This window comes from Actinosynnema pretiosum (assembly GCF_024171695.1).
GTDB lineage: Bacteria > Actinomycetota > Actinomycetes > Mycobacteriales > Pseudonocardiaceae > Actinosynnema > Actinosynnema pretiosum.
This window is the reverse complement of the sequence record NZ_JAMTCF010000020.1, coordinates 11,890-33,226: the sequence shown is the minus strand read 5'-3', so window position 1 is coordinate 33,226 and position 21,337 is coordinate 11,890. Positions and strand designations below refer to the sequence as shown.

General features: G+C 75.0%; 15 protein-coding genes. 7 read left to right on the top strand and 8 right to left on the bottom strand.

What is annotated here, in order from left to right:
• Window positions 1-113 precede the first annotated feature (113 nt).
• The 5 genes from LV78_RS32470 (at window position 114) to LV78_RS32450 (ending at window position 4,710) form a co-directional block, all read left to right on the top strand.
• Window positions 114-1,943 (top strand): glycoside hydrolase family 3 protein, encoded by a 1,830-nt coding sequence (locus tag LV78_RS32470; RefSeq protein WP_253849842.1) that lies wholly within the window; start codon window positions 114-116, stop codon window positions 1,941-1,943.
• Window positions 1,940-2,530, top strand: coding sequence for a TetR/AcrR family transcriptional regulator (locus LV78_RS32465; RefSeq protein ID WP_253849841.1), 591 nt, complete (start codon window positions 1,940-1,942; stop codon window positions 2,528-2,530). The genes LV78_RS32470 and LV78_RS32465 overlap by 4 nt, the downstream gene beginning before the upstream one ends.
• Before the next feature lie 400 nt (window positions 2,531-2,930).
• Window positions 2,931-3,419 (top strand): NUDIX hydrolase, encoded by a 489-nt coding sequence (locus LV78_RS32460; protein ID WP_253849840.1) that lies wholly within the window; start codon window positions 2,931-2,933, stop codon window positions 3,417-3,419.
• A gap of 113 nt (window positions 3,420-3,532) precedes the next feature.
• Window positions 3,533-3,970 (top strand): hypothetical protein, encoded by a 438-nt coding sequence (locus LV78_RS32455; RefSeq protein ID WP_253849839.1) that lies wholly within the window; start codon window positions 3,533-3,535, stop codon window positions 3,968-3,970.
• 140 nt (window positions 3,971-4,110) lie between these two features.
• Entirely contained in the window at window positions 4,111-4,710 is a 600-nt protein-coding gene (locus LV78_RS32450; RefSeq protein WP_308208785.1) for a TetR/AcrR family transcriptional regulator, read from the top strand.
• 53 nt (window positions 4,711-4,763) lie between these two features.
• On the opposite strand, the gene LV78_RS32445 is transcribed toward LV78_RS32450, so the two are convergent.
• The 7 genes from LV78_RS32445 to LV78_RS32415 all read right to left on the bottom strand — a co-directional run bounded on the left by LV78_RS32445 (window position 4,764) and on the right by LV78_RS32415 (window position 13,078).
• A complete protein-coding gene (locus LV78_RS32445; protein WP_253849837.1) occupies window positions 4,764-5,864 on the bottom strand; it encodes a Gfo/Idh/MocA family protein in 1,101 nt (366 codons plus the stop codon).
• Window positions 5,861-6,598: a sugar phosphate isomerase/epimerase family protein gene (locus LV78_RS32440; protein WP_253849836.1), complete on the bottom strand. Its 738-nt coding sequence runs from the start codon at window positions 6,596-6,598 to the stop codon at window positions 5,861-5,863. The genes LV78_RS32445 and LV78_RS32440 overlap by 4 nt, the downstream gene beginning before the upstream one ends.
• 297 nt (window positions 6,599-6,895) lie before the next feature.
• Window positions 6,896-7,753, bottom strand: a complete 858-nt coding sequence (locus LV78_RS32435) for a hypothetical protein (protein ID WP_253849835.1) — start codon at window positions 7,751-7,753, stop codon at window positions 6,896-6,898.
• A gap of 151 nt (window positions 7,754-7,904) precedes the next feature.
• Window positions 7,905-9,524 carry an alpha/beta hydrolase gene (locus LV78_RS32430; RefSeq protein WP_253849834.1) on the bottom strand — a complete coding sequence of 540 codons (1,620 nt, stop codon included), beginning with the start codon at window positions 9,522-9,524 and terminating at the stop codon, window positions 7,905-7,907.
• A 155-nt stretch (window positions 9,525-9,679) separates the two neighbouring features.
• Entirely contained in the window at window positions 9,680-10,351 is a 672-nt protein-coding gene (locus LV78_RS32425) for a response regulator (protein WP_253849833.1), read from the bottom strand.
• Entirely contained in the window at window positions 10,348-11,544 is a 1,197-nt protein-coding gene (locus LV78_RS41855) for a sensor histidine kinase (protein ID WP_253849832.1), read from the bottom strand. Before LV78_RS41855 ends, LV78_RS32425 begins: the two co-directional genes overlap by 4 nt.
• Before the next feature lie 31 nt (window positions 11,545-11,575).
• Window positions 11,576-13,078, bottom strand: a complete 1,503-nt coding sequence (locus tag LV78_RS32415) for an alpha/beta fold hydrolase (protein ID WP_308208784.1) — start codon at window positions 13,076-13,078, stop codon at window positions 11,576-11,578.
• A gap of 161 nt (window positions 13,079-13,239) precedes the next feature.
• Here LV78_RS32415 and LV78_RS32410 point away from each other — a divergent pair, with 161 nt between their 5' ends.
• A complete protein-coding gene (locus tag LV78_RS32410) occupies window positions 13,240-14,415 on the top strand; it encodes a MalY/PatB family protein (protein ID WP_253849831.1) in 1,176 nt (391 codons plus the stop codon).
• Window positions 14,416-14,773: 358 nt separating this feature from the next.
• On the opposite strand, the gene LV78_RS41850 is transcribed toward LV78_RS32410, so the two are convergent.
• Window positions 14,774-18,025: a DUF4132 domain-containing protein gene (locus LV78_RS41850; RefSeq protein ID WP_308208783.1), complete on the bottom strand. Its 3,252-nt coding sequence runs from the start codon at window positions 18,023-18,025 to the stop codon at window positions 14,774-14,776.
• A 355-nt stretch (window positions 18,026-18,380) separates the two neighbouring features.
• On the opposite strand from LV78_RS41850, the gene LV78_RS32400 reads away from it, so the two are divergent.
• Window positions 18,381-21,260, top strand: coding sequence for a S8 family serine peptidase (locus LV78_RS32400; RefSeq protein ID WP_253849830.1), 2,880 nt, complete (start codon window positions 18,381-18,383; stop codon window positions 21,258-21,260).
• The last annotated feature ends 77 nt before the right edge of the window (window positions 21,261-21,337 follow it).

The window sequence follows — 21,337 nt, the reverse complement described above, 5'->3', positions numbered from 1 at the left end:
ACCAAATACTGACCATGTGTAAGGTTTTGCCGCCACCGAAAACCTCACACGTCTCAGGTTTCCGGTGGGCGGTGTTCCAGCGGTGTTCGACGGCGACGACTGCGAGGTCCCCCATGGGTTCCAGCGACCCCACCCCCGGCTTCACCGACCTCAACGGCAACGGCGTGCTCGACCCGTACGAGGACCCCCGGCTCACCCCCGAGGAGCGGGCCGACGACCTGCTGGGGCGGCTGAGCCTGGCCGAGAAGGTCGGGCTGATGTTCCACACCGTCATCGAGCCCGGCCCCGGCGGCGAGCTGCTCGAAGCGCCCGGCCGGATCAGCAAGAGCCCCACCCGCGAGGTCGTGGGCGTGAAGCACCTCACGCACTTCAACGTGCACGCCCTCGGCACCGCCCGCGAGGCCGCGCGGTGGAACAACGCGATCCAGCGGCTGGCCCGCACCACCCCGCACGGCGTCCCGGTGACCATCAGCACCGACCCCCGGCACGCGTTCACCGAGAACTCGGGCGTGTCGTTCACGGCGGGCGCGTTCTCCCAGTGGCCGGAGTCACTGGGCCTGGCCGCGCTGGACGACCCCGAGGCGGTGCGCCGGTTCGCCGACGTCGCCCGCCGCGAGTACCTGGCCGTGGGCATCCGGGCCGCGCTGCACCCGCAGGTCGACCTGGCCACCGAGCCGCGCTGGGGCAGGCAGTCCCAGACGTTCGGCAGCTCGGCCGAGCGCGCGGTCCGCTACGTGCGCGCCTACCTGGACGGGTTCCAGGGCGCGGAGCTCGGGCCGGGCAGCGCGGCGTGCACCACCAAGCACTTCCCCGGCGGCGGCCCGCAGAAGGACGGCGAGGACGCGCACTTCCCGTACGGGCGCGAGCAGGTCTACCCCGGCGGGCGGTTCGAGGAGCACCTGGCGCCGTTCCGGGCGGCGATCGCGCGCGGGACGGCGGCGATCATGCCCTACTACGGGATGCCAGTCGGGCTGGAGCTCGGCGGCGAGCCGGTGGAGGAGGTCGGGTTCGGCTACAACGAGCGGATCGTGACCGGCCTGCTGCGCGACGAGCTCGGGTACGACGGGGTCGTGGTGACCGACTGGGAGCTGGTCAACGACAACGTGGTGGGCGATCTGGTGCTGCCCGCGCGGGCGTGGGGCGTGGAGCACCTGGACCCGCGCGGGCGGATGCTGAAGGTGCTGGCGGCCGGGTGCGACCAGTTCGGCGGCGAGGAGTGCGTTGACCTGCTGCTCGACCTGGTGCGGTCCGGGGAGGTCGGCGAGGCCCGGATCGACGTGTCCGCGCGCAGGCTGCTGCTGGTCAAGTTCAGGCTGGGTCTGTTCGACGACCCGTTCGTGGACGAGGACGCGGCGGAGGAGATCGTCGGGTCGGCGGAGTTCGTGCGCGCCGGACGCGAGGCGCAGTCGCGCTCGGTGACCGTGCTGGAGAACCGGGGCGGCCTGCTGCCGCTGACCGGGCGGCGACGGGTGTACGCGGAGGGCCTGAGCGCGGAGGCGGCGGCCAGGTTGGGCGAGGTCGTGCCCGACCCGGCGTCGGCGGACCTGGCCGTGGTGCGCCTGAACGCCCCCTACGAGCACCGCGACGACCTGTTCCTGGAGGCGTGGTTCCACCAGGGCTCGCTGGACTTCCCACCCGGCCTGGTGTCCCGCCTGGCCCGCATCGCCGCCACCACCCCGCTGGTGGTCGACGTGGCCCTGGACCGCCCCGCCGTGCTCACCCCGCTGGCCGGGCTGGCGAGCGCGCTGGTCGTGGACTACGGCACGTCCGACGAGGCCCTGGTGGACGCCCTGACCGGCGTGGCGCCCCCGGAGGGCAGGCTGCCGTTCGAGGTCCCCCGCTCGATGGCGGCCGTGCGGGCGTCCCGCGAGGACGTCCCGGACGACACCGCGAACCCGCTGTACCCGGCCGGTCACGGGCTGGGAGGTAGCCTCCGGGCATGACGCAGGAAACCGCCGGGACCAGGCGCGGGCCCTACCGCAAGGGCGTCGAGCGCAGGCGGAGGATCGTGGAGACGGCGGTGGAGGTGTTCGCCGCCAAGGGGTACACCAGCGGGTCGATGCGCGAGATCGCCACCGGGGTGGGCCTCACCCAGGCCGGGCTGCTGCACCACTTCGCCGACAAGGAGGAGCTGCTCACCGAGGTCCTGCGGGCGCGGGACGCCTCGGTGGACGCGGCGCTGGCCGAGCGGGAGGCGACCACGCTGCGGGAGGCGCTCGCCGGGATAGCGGAGCACAACCGGCAGGAGCAGGGCCTGACGTCCGTGTTCACGATCCTGTCGGCGGAGGCGACGAACGAGGACCACCCCGCGCACGACTACTTCACGCGGCGGTACCGGGAGCAGCACGCGGTGTCGGTGGCGGCGGTGCGGGCGGAGCAGGCGGCGGGGAGGATGCGGGCGGACGTGCCACCGGAGGTGCTGGCGTCACTGGTGATCGCGGCGCTGGACGGGTTGCAGTTGCAGCAGTCCTACCTGCCGGAGATCGACCCGACCGAGGTGCTGGCGTCGTTGTTCACCGAGCGGGACTGACCAAAAGCCGCCCGCACTAGCCAACGTCCCCGCACTCGCGGGCTGCGGGGCGAGCGCAGCGAGCCCAAGCAGCCCCACTCCCGCGTCCCTCGTCTCCGTTTGGCCTGGCGCAGCCCAAGCACGCTTGTCAAGATGCCGCCGCACCGCCACGGCAGACCACCCGAGCCATACGGCGTCTTGACGAGTGTGCTTGCCTGAAAGGAGGCCAAACGGAGACGAGGGACCCGGACCACCGCAGTCCTTCGCCGTAAACCGCACCACCCCCGGAACAGCCACCAGCCAGCAGAGCCCGTCCCCCTCGTTTTTGGAGGCCTGCCCCGCCGGCGAGGCGACGTCCTGAACCGCACCCCCCAGACCGCACACCCACCGCACTCCGAACAGCCGCACTACGATCGTCCGGGTGGCTACCCCAGACTTCATCCTCGCCCTCCGCGAGAAGATCGGCACCGCCCCGCTCTGGCTCACCGGCGTGACCGCCGTCGTGCTGCGCGGTGACGACGAGGTGCTGATGGTGCAGCGCGCCGACTCCGGCCAGTGGACCCCGGTCACCGGCATCATCGACCCCGGCGAGGAGCCCGCCGACGCCGCCGTCCGCGAGGTCCTGGAGGAGTCCGGGATCGTCGCCGTCGCCGAGCGGCTGGTCAAGGCGCACGTCCTCCCGCCCCAGCAGTACGACAACGGCGATCAGGTGCAGTACCTCGACCTGGTGTTCCGCCTGCGCTGGGTCTCCGGCGACCCCCACCCCGCCGACGGCGAGAACACCCAGGCCCGCTGGTTCCGCCTGGACGAGCTGCCCGAACTCCGCCCCACCATGATCGACCGGATCGCCGCCGCGCGGTCCGACGACGAGCGCGCCCGGTTCACCGAGGGCGGCGTCGTGCGGCCATGACGGCCCCTGCCCGGCCAAGTCGTTATCCGCCCTTGTCCGGCGGCGTGCAACCCCCGAACCCCTGTGCGCGGTAGCAGGGAGTGAGGAGCGCGCAAGCAGGAGCGGGGTGCCCGGTGACGCTGGACGAGCAGGAACGCGGAACGACCTGGGAGGCGGACGACGAGGGGAACGCGGAGGGTCACGGGCCAGGGCGAGCTGAGTCCACTTCGGACGATCAGCCCGCCCGGAAGCCCAACGCCCGCAACCGCGTGATGCTCCCCCTGCTCGCCGCGCTGGCCGCCCTGCTGCTGCCGGCCGGGGTCATGCTGACCACCCAGCTGCTCACCGGGAACACCGTGGTCCGCGTGACCTGCGAGCCCGAGGACGGCGCCGCGGTGCGTGCCTCGCTCCCGAAGGGCCCCGGCGGCGTGCGGGGACGGGCGGCGCGGGCCTGCGACGGCGTGTTCACCTCCGGCCCCGCCCCCACGGTGTGCGTGGACGGCGACCGGGCCGTGGTGCGGTCGTGGCGGTCGGCCCCGTGCGAGCTGCTGGGGCTGACCCCGGCCCCGTGACGCCGGTCCCGTGACGCCAGCCCCGCGCCCCCGCCCCCGTGCCCCCGGCCCCGTGACCCCGCCCTTCCGACCGCCGGTGGTGCGCGCGCGGGGGTGCGGCATGATGGCCGGATGCGCCACCACGACCTCGTCCCGGTCCTGTGACCGGGGGTTATCTCAAAGGCCGGATCCGCCGGGAGGACATCATCACGGCGGCCATGGAGCTGTACGGCGAGGTCGGCTACCACGGCGCCTCGCTGCGGGAGATAGCGAAGCGGGTGGGCATCTCGCACGCGGGGCTGATCTACCACTTCCCCACCAAGGAGTCGCTGCTCGCCGCCGTCCTGGAGCGCAGGGACGCCGAGGACGTCGAGCGCGAGCAGCTCACCTCCGGCCCGCCCGGCGCGCGCGTGCTGCGCCAGTACCTCGCGCTGACCGCGCACAACGCCGCGCACCCCGGCATCGTCGACCTGTACTCGCGCCTCGCGGCGGAGGCGATCACCCCGGACCACCCGGCGCACGACTACTTCGTCCAGCACTACCGGGGCGCGCGCGAGGGCGTCCTGGAGTCGTTCGAGGCGCTGGCCGCGTCCGGCGGTCTGCGCGACGGGGTGGAGCCCAAGAGCGCCGCGCTGGTGTTCATCGCGCTGATGGACGGCCTGCAGGTGCAGTGGCTCACCTCACCGGAGGACGTCGACCTGGTCGGCGTGCTGCGCGCCCACCTGCGCACGGTCCTGGTCGACCCGCTCGACCTCGACTGACGCGCGGAACCCGGTGGAACGCCAGGCGTCCCACCGGGTTCCGAGAACCGACCTCAGAGCGTCGCCGCGAACGGGTCCCAGTCCTCGGGAAGGGTAGGCGGCACGGCGAACGTGCTGGCGACCTCGACCGCGCGCCCGGACTCGACCGACTCGGCGATCGCGAGCATCGCGTCCAGCACGTGCGCGGCCAGCTCGCCGGACGCCCGCTCCGGCACGCCCGCGCGGATGGCCCGCGCCAGCTCCAGCGCGCCCGTCCCCCGGCCGGCCAGCGCGCCGACCGGTTCCAAATCCTCCTTCTCCGCACCTGGAGCGTGCAGCGCGGTGACGCCGTCGAACCGGTTCGGATCGGGCAGCACCAGGGTGCCCGCCGTGCCGCTGACCTCGACGAACCCGGTGCGCACGAGCGCGGAGTCGAAGCTGAGCACGAGCTGCGCGCTGCCGCCGCCCTCGAAGGACACCAGCGCGGACACCGACGTCGGGACGGTCACCTCGAACTCGGTGCCCGCCCTCGGGCCGGAGCCGATCACGCGGGTCTCGCGCGCCCGGCCGCCCGCCGCCGTGACGTGGTCGATCGGGCCGAACACGGTGACCAGCGAGGTCAGGTAGTACGGCCCCATGTCCAGCAGCGGGCCGCCGCCGGTCTGGAACAGGAACTCCGGCGCCGGGTGCCAGCTCTCCGGGCCCGGCGTCTGGAACAGGGCGAGCGCGGAGCGCGGCTGGCCGATGCGACCGGCGTCGATGGCGCGGCGCGCGGTCTGCAGGCCGGGGCCGAGGACGGTGTCGGGCGCGCAGGCCACCCGCAGCCCGGCGTCGCGGGCCTTGGCCAGCAGCAGCTCGGCGCTGCCCCGGTCGAGGCCCAGCGGCTTCTCGGACCAGACGTGCTTGCCCGCGTCCAGCGCGGCCATGCCGACGGGGACGTGCGCGGCGGGGATGGTCAGGTTGACCACCAGCTCGACCTCGCCGTCGGCGAGCAGCTGCTCGACGGTGCCGGAGCGCTCGACGCCGTGCTTGGCGGCCTGGGCGGCGGCGCGCTCGGGGTCGAGGTCGGCGACCGCGACGACGCGGGTGTCCGCGAACGCGGTCAGGTTCTCCAGGTAGGTGTCGCTGATGGTGCCCGCGCCGATGACGCCGACGCCGACGGGTCCGGTGCTCACTTGGCGTCCTCCAGGGTGAGCAGGAACGCGCGGCTGGCGGCGATGCCCTCGAACAGGTCGCCGCCGTAGGCGTCGAACTCGACCACGCGCAGGGCGTTCGGGGCGGAGGCGAGCACGTCGGCCACGGGCACGCTGCCCTGACCGGCGGGGACCTGGCCGGTGGCGTCGGTGGCCAGGCCGCCGTCCTTGACGTGCAGGGCGACGACGCGCTCGCCGAGGCGGCGCAGCAGGGCCGGGGCGTCCTCGCCACCGGCGGCGGCCCAGTAGGTGTCGACCTCCAGGACCACGTCGGGGGTCAGGTGGTCGGTCAGGACCTCCAGCGCGGCGCGGCCGTCGACGCGGTTGGCCAGCTCCCACCAGTGGTTGTGGTAGCCGACGGTGAGGCCGTGGCCCTTGGCGGCCTCGGCCGCGGCGTTGAGGGCGTCGGCGGTGGCCGCGATGTCCTCGGCGGTGCGCCACTTCTCGTCGGCGATGAACGGGTCGATGAGGGTGGTGACGCCGAGCTCGGCGGCGGCGTCGAAGACCGGGTTCAGCTCGGCGCCGACGAGGCTGACGTGCGTGGTCGGGGCGGAAAGTCCGTGCTCGCGCAGGGCGCGCAGGGCGGCGGCGTTCTCCACCAGCTTGAAGGGCTCCACGTTGGTGAAACCGATCTCGGCGAGCTTGGCGAGGGTGGCCGACGGGTCTTCGGCGAAGGCGTCGCGCACCGAGTAGAGCTGGACGGAAAGCGTGCTCATCTTCGAGCTCCTGACCTGTGGAGTGGCGTATGGGAGCGCTCCCATAGCGTTTTCTACCAGGCGGTCGGAATTGATGCCAGTAGTTTGGCCGGACGAACCCGTGCGGCCGACCGGCCGGGACCGGATGTCGCAGCGGGGAACCACCGGGACGAGGCGCGCGGACGCCCGGTTGCTCCGGATGACCGAAGCGGTCGGCTCGTCCGGGGGGCGGACGAGCCGGGGCGCTCCCCTCCGGCCGCGCTCGCCGTCCTCTCCGCGCGCCCGGCCGGGAACCCGACCAGGCGCGCGCCCGACCGCCTAGCTGTCCGCCAGCTCCTCGAGCCCCGCCCGGTCCAGGACCTCCAGGCGCTGGTCCTGCCCCGTTCCGCCGCGCTTCACCAGGCCCTTGCGCTCCAGGTGCCCCAGGGTCTTGCGCAGCTTCTCCGTGACCAGCGAGCCCTTGCCCTTCGCCGCGAACTCGCCCTTCTCCTCCGTGCCCAGGATCGGCGACACGGCCTTCTTCCACGGTCCCACCAGCGCCGCGCGCGGCACCGACGGGGCGTCGCCCGCGACGTCCAGGACGATCCCCGCGAGCACCCGGCCCAGGTCGTCCTGGCCGGAGGTGTGCCGCTTGACCAGCTCCTCCACCGTGCTGCGGCCCTCGCCCTCCTTCGTGCTGGGCACGTCCAGCGCGGACAGGCGGTCCCACAGGGCCTCGTCGGCCGCCGTGGGCTTGAGGCCATCCGCCAGGACCGCCTCGCGGTGCGCCGCCACCGCCCCGCCCAGCGCCAGGACCAGGTTCAGCAGCTCGTCGCGCACGTCGTCGCCGCGCAGCCTGCGCGCCGCCGGGGCGATCAGCCGGTGGTGCTCGCGCACGAGCGCCTCGAAGTTGATCGTCTTCTGCACGCGCTCGGCCTCCTCGGCCGTCTCGCGCTGGTACTCCTCCTGGCTGATCTCGCCGTCGCGCGCCTTCGCCCTGGTCTTCGCCCGCGACGCCGACCGGTGCGCCCGCGCCACCGCGATGCGGTCCAGGATGGCCCGCAGCACCCGGTCGGTCTGCTCGACGTTGGTCTCCAGCGCCAGCAGCCGCCACGCCTCGGCGTCACGGCTGCGCAGCGCGGCGTTGACGTACTGGTAGGCGGCCTGGTCGTCGTCCGGGCCGTAGGGCAGCGTCACGTGCGGGTCCTCAGGGTGCTCACGGAGGCGGTCGGTCCGCCGGGGTCCTGGGACAAGGGTGCCTGGGGCGGGTTCGGCTCGCCTGGGCGGGGCACCGGAACGCGACCGAGGGCCGTCCCGCGACGTGCTGCGGGACGGCCCTCGGGGCAGGTCAGGAGGTGAACGGGTTCGGGGCGTCGTTGCCGCAGCGGGTGCCCGCCGCCGGGAACGCTCCGCTGACCAGGTAGTCCAGCTTCACCCGCTCGGCGCAGGTGCTGGGGGACAGCATGGTCGAGTGGCCGTGGCCCTCGGTCACGAAGACGCGGGCGCGGGCCAGCTGGGAGGCGCCCGCCTGGGCGCCCGCGAGCGGGGTCGCCGGGTCGTAGCGGTTGTTGATCACCAGGATCTCGGCCGACGTCCAGCGGTTCCACGGGCCGGTGTAGCGGTTCGCGTCGCGCGCGGGCCAGTACGCGCAGCTCATCATGTCCAGCACGCCGATCCGGCCGAAGTGCGGAACCCGCCGGTCCTCCGAGGCGGCGTGCGCGCGGTACACCGACTCGTCGGTCGGGAAGTCGCTGTCGACGCACTGGATCGCGTGGAACGCCTCGGTGCGGTTCGACGTGTACAGCTCGCGCGGGGCGAGCGCGGTGCGCGCGGCCGGTTCCGCCGCCACCGCCGGTTCCGCCGTCACCGCCTCGTGCAGGCTCTGGAGCAGCGCGGCGATGTCCGGCCAGCCGCTGAGCGCCGACAGGTCGCCCGCCGTGTTGAAGATCGCCGAACGGGTCCACGTCTGCGGCCCGTCCTCGCCCTGGACGGTGATGGGGCCGCGCTCGGCGCGGGCCATGACCGCCTCCCACTTGGCCCTCGGGTCGCCCTCGCCGAACGCGCAGGCGGGACCGGCCTCGGCGCACAGCCGCAGGAACTCGTCGAACGTCTCGGCGATCGCGTCCGACACGCCCTGCCGGGTGTCCAGCGGGACGGTCGTGCCCTGGTCGCCGTGACCGGTGATGTTGCCGACGAAGTCCATCGAGCCGTCGAACACCATCGCGCGGATCCGGTCCGGGAACAGGTTCGCGTAGATCGCGCCGAGCTGGGTGCCGTACGAGATGCCGTGGTACGTCAGCTTGTCCTCGCCCAGCGCGCGCCGGAGCTGGTCCAGGTCGCGGGCGGTGTTCGCGGACGACACGTGCTCCAGCAGGTCGCCCGCCTCCTCGCCGCAGCGCTCGGCGAAGTCGCGCGAGGCGGCGAAGAACGCGGGCTCACCGCTCGGGTCGCCGGGCAGCTCGGGCATCGCCCCCAGGTACGCCTGCTGCTCGGCGAGGGTGTCGAAGCAGCGCACGGCGGTGCTCGCGCCGATGCCGCGCGGGTCCCAGGACACCACGTCGAACCTGGCCCGCAGCTCCGGCGAGAACAGCCACGGCCACCGGCCGCGCTCGCGCATCCGCTGCAGGCCGGACGCGCCGGGGCCGCCGAAGTTCACGAACAGGGTGCCCACGCGCCGGGCCTTGTCGGTGGCGGGCAGCTTGATGACCGCGAGGTCGACCGTGGCGCCCAGGGCGTCGGTGTAGTCCATCGGGACTTCCAGCGTCGCGCACTGGAACCCGTCCTGGCAGGCGTTCCAGGTGAGCCTGCCGCCGCTGCCGGGATCGGCGGCGGCGGTGGTGGCCGTGACGGCGGTGACGGCGGGCAGCGCGAGCAGCGCGGCCAGGGCAAGGCCCGCCACCCGGCGCGGTCGGCGGACCGGCGAGGCGCCGGGCTTCCGGTTCGGTGATTCCCCCAGTGAAGTTCGCACCACTGGTTCATACGGCGCGCGGACGCCGGTGATCACCGGGTGCGGGCGCGGGGTTTCGGGGTGCCGCACCCGGTGGCTGCGGGGCGCGCGTCACCGAGCAGCATCACCAAGCCGCGTCACCAAGCCGCGTCACCAAGCCGTGTCACCGGGCAGCGTCACCAGGCCGGGCGACCGTCGCCGCGCGGCGCCAGCCCGTGCCGGTTGGCGTACACGGCGGCCTGCACGCGGTCGCGCAGGTCCAGCTTGCGCAGCACCCGCGACACGTGCGTCTTCACCGTCTCCTCCCCCACGTGCAGCCGCGCCGCGATCTCCGAGTTCGCCGCCCCCGTCCCCACCAGGACCAGCACCTCCCGCTCGCGCGCGGTCAGCAGCTCCAGCCCCGGCGCGCTCGGGGCGGGCCGCAGCGCCTGCGCGAACCGGCTCGCCAGGCGGCGGGTGACCGCCGGGTCGATCAGCGCGTCGCCGCGCGCCACGACCCGGATCGCGGCCACCAGCTCGTGCGCGGGGGTGCTCTTGAGCAGGAACCCGCTCGCCCCCAGTTCCAGCGCGCGGTGCACGTACTCGTCGTCGTCGTAGGTGGTCAGCAGCAGCACCTTGGTGGGCGAGCCCGCCGCCAGGATCGCCGCCGTGGCCTCGAGGCCGTCCAGCTTGGGCATCCGCACGTCCAGCACGGCCACGTCAGGCCCCAGCGCCAGCACCCGGTCCACCGCGTCCCGCCCGTTGCCGACGTCGGCCACGCACACCAGGTCGTCCTGCGTCTCCACGGCGGCCCGGAAGCCGCTGCGGAAGAACGCGTGGTCGTCGGCCAGCAGCACGCTGATCGTCACGGGGTCGCCTCCAGGGGGAACGTCGCGGTGGCGCGCCACGAGCCGCCGTCGGGCCCGCACACCACGCCGCCGCCGAACAGCGCCGCGCGGTGCCGCACCCCGTCCAGCCCCTGGCGGCTGCCGTGCGCGGGCGGGCCGGGGCGCACGCCGTTGGCCACGGACACGACCAGCTCGGCGGCGCTCTGGGTGATCCGCAGCTCGACCCGCTCACCGTCGCCGTGCCGCAGCGCGTTGGTGAGCAGCTCCTGCGCGACCCGGTAGGCGGCCACGTCCAGCGAGCCCGGCAGCCGGTCCGGACGCAGGGCGTCGGTGCGCACCTCCACCGGGACGCCGGTCGCCCGCACCCCGTCGACCAGGTCGTCGAGCCCGGACAGGCCCGGCTGGCGGGTGCTGTCGCGGGTCGCGCCGTGCAGCACGTCCAGCATCCGCCGCAGGTCGGCCAGGGCCGCGTGCCCGGAGCGCTCGACCTGGCCGAGCGCGGCGTCGAGCTTGGGGTCGCCGCCCTGCCCGGTCGACCGCAGCCCGGCCAGCCGCAACCTGGCCGCCCCGGCATGCACGCCGATGGCGCTGACGTGGTGCGAGATCGTGTCGTGCAGGTCGCGGGCCAGCGCGCCGCGCTCCTCGGTGAGCGCGCGGGCCACCTGCTCCTCGGCGTCGCGCCGCTTGCGCTTGACCTCCTCCAGGAACGCGATCCTGGAGGAGGTGTAGCGGCCCGCGAGCCAGGGCAGCAGCGCGTTGGTCAGCGCCTCGACGGCCAGCACGGCGACCGTGTCGAGCGCCGGGGGCACGGCGGTCCACCGCGCGCCCAGCACCGCCAGCACCAGCGCGCCCAGCGCCACCCACGCCCACCGGCCGCGCAGCCACGCCCCTGCCAGGTAACCGGCGGCGACCAGGCCGGTGGCGTTGCCGACCCGGCCGTCGACGCCGACGTCCGGACCGCCCAGCAGCGCCGCGGTGCCGATGCGGGCGGCGGCCTGCACCAGGGTGACGGCGCCGGTGAAGCGGGCGGGCAGGGCGAGCGCGAGGTCCGCCAGTGCGACGATCACCAGCGCCGCCCAGAAGCCTGCGGGCAGGGCGTTCGGGGACCGGGCGGCGAGCTCGTCGAACACCAGCAGGGCGCTGACGTCGCCGATCACGCAGACCAGTGCGATCAGCCAGGAATTCCGCGCCGCGCCACTCCTCCTCCACTGCACCGGTGCACACGGTAGGGCGAACCTGTGGCGCTCATCGCGCCGCGTAGAACTCCAGGATCCGGACCATGCCGCCCTCGCTGACCGACGGCGTGTGCCCGGCGTTCCGGACCTCGACCACCTCGGCGTTCGGGAACTGCGCGGCGGCCTGCTTCCCGGCCTCGACGGGGGTGTTGGCGTCCAGGTCGCCGCTGAGCACGAGCACGGGGACGTCCGGCATCGGCGCTCCGGCCGTGAACGGGGCGCCCTGGCTCGGGGCGTGCGGCCACTTCAGGCAGGCGCCGGAGTCGTAGGAGCCCCTGGTGCTCCAGGCCCTCGCGGAGAACGGGGCGAAGTCGGCGTCGTCCAGCGCGGCCAGTCCGCGCTCGTAGGCGGCTTCGCGGTCGTCGCCGCCGCCGGGGAAGGCCTCCGGGTAGTCGTGGCAGCTGACCGCCCAGTCGGCGGCGACCGCGTAGGCCTGGACACCGGCCGCGGCGGTGGCGACCTCGGTGGCGAGGTAGCGGCTGACGAGGGTCCGGATCGGGGTCAGGTCACCGGTGCGCGCGGCGGACGCGGCGGTGGCCACGCCCACCTGGAGCTCGGGGTCGGGGGCGCTGGAGAACGCCTTGCCGACCGCGCCCGCGAGCTGCCACTCGTCGAGGGGGACCTGGCGCGTGGCGCCGTCCAGCTCGACGTCCACGGTGGACGGAGTGGCGCGCAGGGTGGTGGCCAGCGCGGAGAGGTCGGCGAGGGCGGTGGGGCCGTCGCACTGCCGGGTGCGCTCGCAGACCAGGGTGATCGCGCGGCGCAGGGCGGCGGCGCCCATCGCGCCCTCGGTGCGCTCGGTGACCGAGTAGGCGCCGGACAGGACGGCGGACGCGGTGCGCTCGGGGTGGCGCTGGGCGTAGGTGGCCATCAGGAACGTGCCGTAGGAGTCGCCGAACAGGTCCAGCTCCTCGATGCCCAGTCCGGCGCGGATGTCGTCGTCGGCGGCGGCGACGGCGGTGGTGCTGTGCTGCGCGGAGCGGTCGCCGAGCTGCTCGCCGCACTCGCCGATGGCGGTGCGGCGCTCGTCCAGACCGGCCAGGGCGAGGGTGGGGTCGGCGAGCGCGTCGCAGGTCAGGGGCGTGGAGCGGCCGGTGCCGCGCGGGTCGATCAGGAGCAGGTCGCGGCGGTCGAGCACGGGGGCGAGGCCCTGGGCGTAGAGGGGGCCGGAGAAGTCGATGGTGGAGGTTCCGGGACCGCCGGGGTTGGGGACGATCGTGCCGAGCGGCGGCTGGGACTGGTCGGTGCGGGGCACTCGGGCGAACGCGACGGTGGTGGTGCCCGCGCCGGGGTTGGCGCGGTCGAGCGGGACGGTGATGCTGCCGCACTCGGCGGTGGGCAGGTCCGGCAGGTCGGTGCAGGGCGCCAGGGTGAGCGGCCGGGTGCTGCTCGGCTGGGTGCTCGGTTGGGTGCTCGGTTGAAGCTGGACGGCCTCGGGGGCGTCGTCGCAGGCGGTGGTCAGCGCGGTCGCGGCCAGTGCGGTGACGGTGGCGGCGAGGAGGCGAGAGCGCACGTGGTTCTCCGTGGTGGGCTGGTTGATCCGACACCGGTGACGTTAGGAATCGCGGAGCCCCGGAACGTCCCCCCGCACCGCGAACCCGTGTCCCTCCCGAGGGGGACGCGCGGTGGACCTCGGGGGTGGGCGGGGGTGGCCCCGGTCGTACCCTCGGTGGGGTGAGCAGCGATGACGCGGACGTGCCGAACCCGTTGACCGGGCTCTCCCCCGAGCGGCTCAGGGCGCGCACGAGCGAGAAGTGGCGCACCTTCCCCGACGACGTGCTGCCGGTGTTCGTCGCGGAGATGGACGTCGACCTCGCGGCGCCGGTCGTGCGGGCGATCGCCGACGCCGTCGCGCTCGGCGACACCGGGTACCCGGCGGGCGGGGCGTACGCCGAGGCGCTGGACGGGTTCGCCCGCGAGCGGTGGGGGTGGGCCGGGGTCGTGGCCGGGCGGGTGTCGCCGGTCGCCGACGTGATGCGCGGGGTGCTGGAGGTGCTCGACGTGGTCTCGTCGGCCTCGGACGCCGTGGTGGTCAACAGCCCGGTCTACCCGCCTTTCTTCCAGTTCGTCGCGCACACCGGCAGGCGGGTGGTGGAGGCGCCGCTGGGGGTGGACGGGCGGATCGGGTTCGCGGCGCTGGAGGAGGCGTTCCGGGTGGCGGGCGCGCACGGGTCGCGGCCGGTGTTCCTGCTGTGCAACCCGCACAACCCGACCGGGGCGGTGCACCGGGCCGAGGAGCTGGCCGAGGTGGCGGCGCTGGCCGAGCGGTTCGGGGTGCGGGTGGTGTCGGACGAGATCCACGCGCCGCTGGTGCTGCCGGGGGCGCGGTTCACGCCCTACCTGAGCGTGCCGGGGGCGGAGCGGGGGTTCGCGGTGCTGTCGGCGTCGAAGGCGTGGAACCTGGCCGGGTTGAAGGCGGCGGTGGTGGTGGCCGGGGAGGGGGCGGAGGAGGAGCTGGGGCGGTTCCCCGAGTGGGTGAAGGAGGGGCCCAGCCACCTCGGGGTGATCGCGCACGCCGCCGCGCTGCGGGAGGGCGGGGCGTGGTTGGACGCGCTGCTGGCGGGGCTGGACGCGAACCGGCGGTTGCTCGGGGAGCTGGTGGCGGAGGAGCTGCCGGGGGTGCGGTACGCGCCGGGCGAGGGGACTTATCTGGCGTGGCTGGACTGCCGGGAATCGGGGTTGGGCGACGACCCGGCGGCGGGGTTCCTGGAGCGCGGGCGGGTGGCGCTGACGTCGGGGACGGGGTTCGGCACGGGCGGCGCGGGGCACGCGCGGCTGAACCTGGCCACGTCACCGGAGTTGATCAGCGAAGCGGTCCGGCGGATGGCGGCGGCGGTGCGGGTGGGGTGAGGGGAGGCGGTGGCGCGGGTGGGGTGAATCGGGCGGTGGCGATCACGGACGCCTGAACTCGCCCCACCGGAATCCCGGCCGGAATGCGGTCGCCTCATCACCACCGCAAGCCCGGCAAGGGGCAGACGTCTCATCGCCGGGGCAGGTTCCAGCCGGGACACGGACGCGCCCGCGCCCCGCCCCACTCTCCCCGCCCCGGCCCGGCCTCACCCAACCCCAGGCTTGTCCAACCCCAAGCTTGCCCGGCCCCAGGCTTGCCCGGCCCCAGGCTTGCCCAGCTCCAGGCCTCACCCAGCCCCAGGCGTCGTCCTGCCCCGAGCAGCCGCCTCCCTTGCCTCAGCCTCAGCCTCCTCCGCCCCTACTCCCCCTCCTCCCGCTCCGCCGTCATCACGATCAGCTCGTCCAGCAGCTCCGACACCGTCACCGGGTCCAGTTCGCCGAACGCGGCCACCCCCTGCAGCGTCACCGACCGGAACCCCTCGCCGTGCCAGTTGTGCCACTCCTCGGTGCCCATGCCGTGGTCCAGCTGCACGTTCACCACTCCCCCGCCCGGCAGCGGGCGGTGCAGGGTCGAGATGATCCCGGCGTCCAGGGGTGGGCCCAGCTCCCAGCGGCGCTTGCGCAGGGCGGGCAGGGTCGTGGTGATCACCGCGCCGACGAAGCGGTCCAGCGAGCGCGACCCGGCCTCGCCCTCGGCGAGCGCGCGCACCGGTCGGTCCAGCTGGGAGAACGGTTGCAGGATGGTGTAGTCCTCGAACAGCCCTTGCCACTGCGCGACCTCGTCGCCCAGGTGCACCGGGTGCGCCACGCCCACCCGCGCGTCGTCGGGCAGGACCACGGCCTCGTCGCGCGCGTCCGCGAACCCCCGGTCCTCCGCGACCCGGAACGCCCCTCCGCCGTCGACCACCCACACCAGCCGCCGCACCAGGTGCACCACCAGCGGGTGCCCCACCAGGAAGTCGCGGAACTCCGCCGCGCTCCACCGCCTCCCCTCCACCATCGCCGCCTCCAGGCGGGCGATCTGCAGCGACGCCACCGTCCGCACGTCCTTCTTCAGCTGCCCGAACCGCTTGCTCGCCGCGGGCGCCAGCTCCGGGTCGTCCTTCGCGCCGGGCTTGGGCAGCGACTTGAGCCGCTTGCCCGCCTCGTCCAGCACGTAAGGGCGCAGCGACTCGTCGAAGCCCACCGTGAACCGGCGCGGCCCGTAGTCCAGGACCAGCGCGGACTCCTCGTCCAGGCCGAACGCGGGGACGAGCCGGTCGGCCAGCTGCTCGCCGGTCAGCCCGAGGTCCTCGGCGATCTCCGCGACCTTGCCCTCGGCGCGTCCCTTGAGACCGGCGAACTTCACCCGCTGCGCGACGCCGTTGAGCGCGATCAGGGCGGTGTCGGTGCCGATCCTGGCCAGCACGTCGAGCCCGCGCACGGCGTTGTGGTGCTGCGACTGCCCCGGCCACGCCCGGATCAGCGGTTCGAGGCGGCGCACCACGCGGTCGTCGCCGAGCACGCCCAGCGCGGTCAGCGCCCAGGAGTCCTTGGCGGGCATGGCGTTGAGCACCCACAGCTCGAACACCGCCCACGCGAACTCCACCAGGGACGTCTCGTCGCACAGCTCCCGCAGCGCGTCCAGCCCGGCGTAGTGGGTGTCGGGGCCGGTCATGGCGAGCATCGTGGTCACGTGCCGCACCGACTCGTCGGGCAGCGCGCGGCCGTCGCGCAGCAGCAGCCGGGGCAGGGCGGTCACCTCGCACCACGCGCCAGGCGCGGGCGGCTTCGCGGGCACCAGGTCCAGCGGGTCGACGGCGAGCAGCGCCTCCACGGCGGCGACGGCCTCGGGGGTGTGCTCGGCGGCGGCGGCGCGGGCGTGGTCGGGGTGGCGGCGCAGCACCTCCTCGGCGGCGTCCCTGCGGGATCCGGGCGCGCCGAGCGCGTCGGGCAGCAGCAGGCGCGCGGCCTGCTCGGGGTGGCGGCGCAGCCAGGCCGCGTACCGGGCGGCGGTGCTCCTTGGCCGGTGCAGGCGGGCCGCGACCAGCCGGGCCACCTCGACGGACTCCAGCGGCAGCAGCGCCTCGGCGTACTTGGCCTCGGCGTTCACCAGCGTCAGCACGGGCGGGACGGCGTCGACGCCGAAGCGGGCCACCAGGAACATGCCGAACTCGTCCGTGTCCCACCGCTTCGGGTCGAGCACCAGGTCAGGCAGCAGGGGGCGCAGCTCGTCCACCGGCCCGGCCGCGAACAGCTCCTGCCTGCGGTACTCGGGCATCCCCCCGGCCAGGAACGCCTTCAGCTCCACCGGCCAGTCGCGGGGTCCGCTCGGCAGGAAGCGGGTGGGCGCGCCCCAGCGCTCCCGCTCGCCGTCGCGCCACCGCACGGCCCGGTGGGTCGGCTCGGGCAGCGCGACCACCGGGAGCGCGGCGGAGGCGCGCCCGGCCAGCCAGGGCGGGTCGACCAGGAGCGGCGGCAGGTCGGCCGGGGCGGCAGCGGGCACGGCGGCGTGCTCGGCGAGCACCCGCTCGGCGATCCGGGCCGCCGGTTCCGGCAGATCGGCGCGGGCGGCGAGGTCGTGGTGGCGCCGCAGGTGCCCCTCCAGCAGGTCGGCGTGCGGGGAGGCGGCGAGCCGGTCGAGCAGCAGCTCGGGGTGCTTGCGGCCCAGCTCCAGCAGGGCGGTCTCGACCCTCTTGACGCCCCGGTGCTCCAGGAGCGCGTCGACCACGGCCGGGGTGGTGAAGTGCTGGAAGACCTCGATGACCCGGTCGAACACGAACGACTCCGGCCCCTTGCCCAGCAGCTCGGCCATCTCCGGGGCGAAGTCGGGGCCGATCGCGTCGGCGAGGGTGGCGCTGATCCAGGGGTACTGGAGGAGGAAGCGGGGCGCGCCCGCGTCGAGCGCGGCGCGCAGCTGGTCGAGGGACCCGACCGACTGCAGGACCCGGTGCCACTGGCTGCCCCGGTGACCGGCCAGCGCGGTGATCGCCTCGTCGACCCAGTCCGCCCGCGCGGGCACGAGGTAGGCGGAGGCCGCCTTGGCGCGCTCGGTGGCGCGGCGCTCGGACAGCGCGGCCTCGACGAGCGCGTGGTCGGCGTCCGACGCGGTGGCGAGCAGCCTGCGGACGCGCTCGGGGAACACCTCGCCGTGCCACCGCAGCGGTTCGCGGTCGTGCAGCGAGCCGCTGTGGCCGGAGTCGTCGACGCCGAGGCGGACGAGCGCGGCCGACTCGTCGCCGTAGCGCTGCGCCACGGCGGCCAGGTCGCCCGACTCCAGCGCGGCGCAGGCCGCGAACGCGAGCCCGTGGTCGAGGACCCAGGCGTCGACCACGTGCGCCTGCACGCCTGCACCGGCCAGCGCGGCCACCGCCGCCGCGCCGACCGGGTTCGACGCGCCGCCGAGGTGCTCGCGGGCGGCGCGCACGAGCGCCGGGTCGCTGACGGGGTGCGCGAAGGCGCCCTCGGTGCGCCCCAGCGCGGTCGCCAGCATCGCCCTGCCCTCGGCGGCACTGGCCTCGGTGACCTCGTCCTTGCTGGGCACGCCGCCGCCCCGGCGCGGGTGGACGTGCTTCCGCCACGGCTTGGGAACGGTGAACGCCTGCTGGGGCGGGTTGCCCGGTTCTGCCACGTGCTCCTCCTCGTCGAGTGCTGACGGGAGACGCTAGCGAGGAGGTCCGACAAGAACGCGGGGGTTCAGGTTTCCACTTCCGGGTGAGGCCGCGCGGCGGTCCGCGCTTCGGGGGTTCGGGGGTTGCGCCGGGCGTCCGTCCACAGTGGCCTGAACCCGTCAATCCACCGGCGGCACGAGAGCGGGCGGGTCGACCGGAGCACCGGGGGTTGCGCGGGTTCGGCCCGTTGCAGCAGCGGGCTCGACCCGTTGGTCCAGGGGCGTGCGCGGAGCCGGTGAACCGTTGGCGGACAAGGGTTTTGTTAGCCAGAGCACGTCGTGCAGCCGTGGATCGGGCGCAGCCGTGCAAGGCGACGTGAGACCACTCCACCGCCTAGCGGTCGCCGCGATCACCGTCGCCGCGACCGCCGCACCCGTCCCCGCCGCGCTCGCGGCGCCCTCCGGAGCCACCCCTCCCACCGCCGACGAGACCCGGCGCGTCACGCTCATCACGGGCGACGTCGTCACCGCCACCCGGCACGGCTCCGCCTGGAGCCTGGCCACCGCGCTGGTCCCGGACCGGGGGCACCTGCGGTTCCACGAGTACGAGCGGGGCGGCGACCGGTACGTGCTGCCCGACGACGCCGCCGCGCGGGTCGCCTCCGGCCAGGTGGACGTCGAGCTGTTCAACGTCACCGGGCTGATCCGGCAGGGCTACGACGACGCGGGCTTCGACGCCACGCCGCTGCTGGTGCGCGGTCCGGCCGCCGAGTCCTCGATCGCCGACGCCGGGCAGGTGCTCTCCTCGATCGGCGCGCGGGTGGCCGAGGTGCCGAAGTCCGGCACCGGGTCCTACTGGGCCGAGCTGTCCGCGCCGCGCGTGGCCGACGCGGGCGGGACGGAGGTGTGGCTCAACGGCAGGGCCAGGGTCTCGCTGGACCGGACCGTGCCGCAGATCGGCGCGCCCGCCGCGCACGACGCCGGGCTGACCGGCGAGGGCGTGCGCGTCGCCGTCCTGGACACCGGCTACGACCCGGCGCACCCGGACCTGGCGGGCCGGGTGTCGCGGGCGCGGGACTTCACCGCCAAGGGCTCACCCAGCGACGGGCACGGGCACGGCACGCACGTCGCGTCGACCGTCGGCGGCAGCGGGGCGGCCTCGGGCGGGAAGTACCGGGGTGTGGCCCCCGAGGCCGATCTGCTGGTCGGCAAGGTGCTCGACGACGGGGGCTGGGGCAACGACGCCGAGATCATCGCGGGCATGGAGTGGGCCGCCCGCGAGGCCGACGCCGACGTGATCAACATGAGCCTCGGCAGCGGGCCGACGGACGGCGCCGACCCGATGGCGCTGGCCGTGGACGCGCTCACCGCCGAGACCGGCGCGCTGTTCGTGATCGCGGCGGGCAACTCCGGGCGCGACGAGTCCGTCGGCTCGCCCGCGACCGCCGACTCGGCGCTGGCCGTGGGCAGCGTGGAGAAGGACGACTCGCTGTCCGGGTTCTCCAGCCGGGGACCGCGCACCGGCCGGTACGCGGTCAAGCCCGAGATCACCGCGCCCGGCGGGTCGGTCGTCGCGGCCGAGGCGGGCACCGGTGGCTACCGCAGCATGTCCGGCACGTCGATGGCGGCGCCGCACGTGGCGGGCGCGGCGGCGATCCTCGCCCAGCGGCACCCGGACTGGACGGCGGAGCTGCTCAAGCCCGCGCTGGTGTCCACCTCGGCGGGCGTGCAGGCGAACGCGCTGGCGGTCGGCGGCGGTCGCCTGGACGTGGCACGCGCGGTGACCTCGCCGGTGCACGCGAGCACCTCGACGGCGGACTTCGACTTCCGCTGGGAGGACACCACCGAGCGGCGGGTCCCGGTGGGCTACCGCAACGACGGCGACCGGCCGGTGACGCTGGCGCTGTCGCTGGACCTGGCGGGCACGGCGCTGTCCGCGACGTCCCTGGTGGTCCCGGCGGGCGGCACGGCCACCGTCGAGGTCGTGGGCACGCCCAGGGCCGTGGCGGCGGGCGCGCACGGCGGGGTGCTGACGGCCTCGGCCGACGGCGTCGCGCTGCGCACGCCGGTGCTGCTGCGGCAGGAGGCCGAGCGGTACGACGTGACCGCGCAGCTGCTGGACCGCGACGGCCTGCCCGCGCAGCTGCACCTGGAGCGCTACCCGATGATGAGCGTGGTCGACCTGGCGAGCGGGGTGGTGAGCCCGCTGGAGATCGGCGGCGCGACGCGGCTGCCCGTGGGGCGGTACGCGGTGCTCGCGGGCGTGCGGACGTGGCGGGACGGGGTCACCGAGAGCACCGTGCTGGCGGTCCCGGAGCTCGTGGTGTCCGGGCACACCGGCGTGTCGCTGGACGCGCGCGACGGCGAGCGCGTCGAGGTCGGCGTGGACGACCCGAGGGCGCGGGGCGGCGACTGGAACGACGCGGTGCTCGCGTGGACGGACGGCGGCGAGGCCGTCTGGTACCGGGGCGGTGGCGACGCGCGGCACGACCGGGTGTACGCGCACAGCTACGGCCAGGGGAACTCGATCGGGTACCTCGCGGGGATCGGGCTGACCGACCAGGCGCTCGGGCTCGCGGTCGACGGGCGCGAGGTGCGCGCGGACTGGCACACACCCGCCGACTGGCGCGGCACGCGCGACTACCCGGTCGCGTTCGGCGGCGGCGGGCGGCCCGAGGAGCTGACCGGGGTCGCGGGCAAGCTCGTGGTGCTGGACCTGCCGGACTCCGCGCTCAGCCCGGAGGAGATCGCGGCGCGGGTCGAGGCGGTGCGCGACGCCGGTGGCGCGGCGGTGGCGATGTCCGCCCGGACGTTCGGGGACGTGAGCGGGTTCGCGCTGCCCACGGTGCGCGTGTTCGGCTCGTGGGCGGAGTGGCTGCTGGCCGGGGCGCGGGACGGGTCGCTGGCGAGCGCGGAGCTGACCTCGCGGGACGCCTCGGACGTGCTGTTCCAGCTGTCGCACTCCCAGCGCGGTGAGCTGGGCGGGAGCAGCGAGCAGCACTCGGTGGACGACCTCGCCGAGGTGTCGCTGGCCTACGGGGCCGGGGTCGCCGGGCAGGGCGTGTCCTACGCGCGGGCGTTCGACGAGTGGTTGATGATCGCGTCGACCACCTGGGACGTGCGGGAGAGCAGCGCCCGGACGCACTACGCGACGCCGGGGAGCTGGCGGTTCGGGATCGACTGGGACTCGTTCCAGGAGGTCGAGGTCGAGGTCGCGGCGGGCGGGCAGCGCTCGCTGAGCTGGCCGACGCCGTGACGCGGGTCGAGCGGGGCCGGTGACCGGGGCGGGCGGCTCGAACCCGAGCCGCCCGCTTCCCGTTCCCGCGGAGTGCC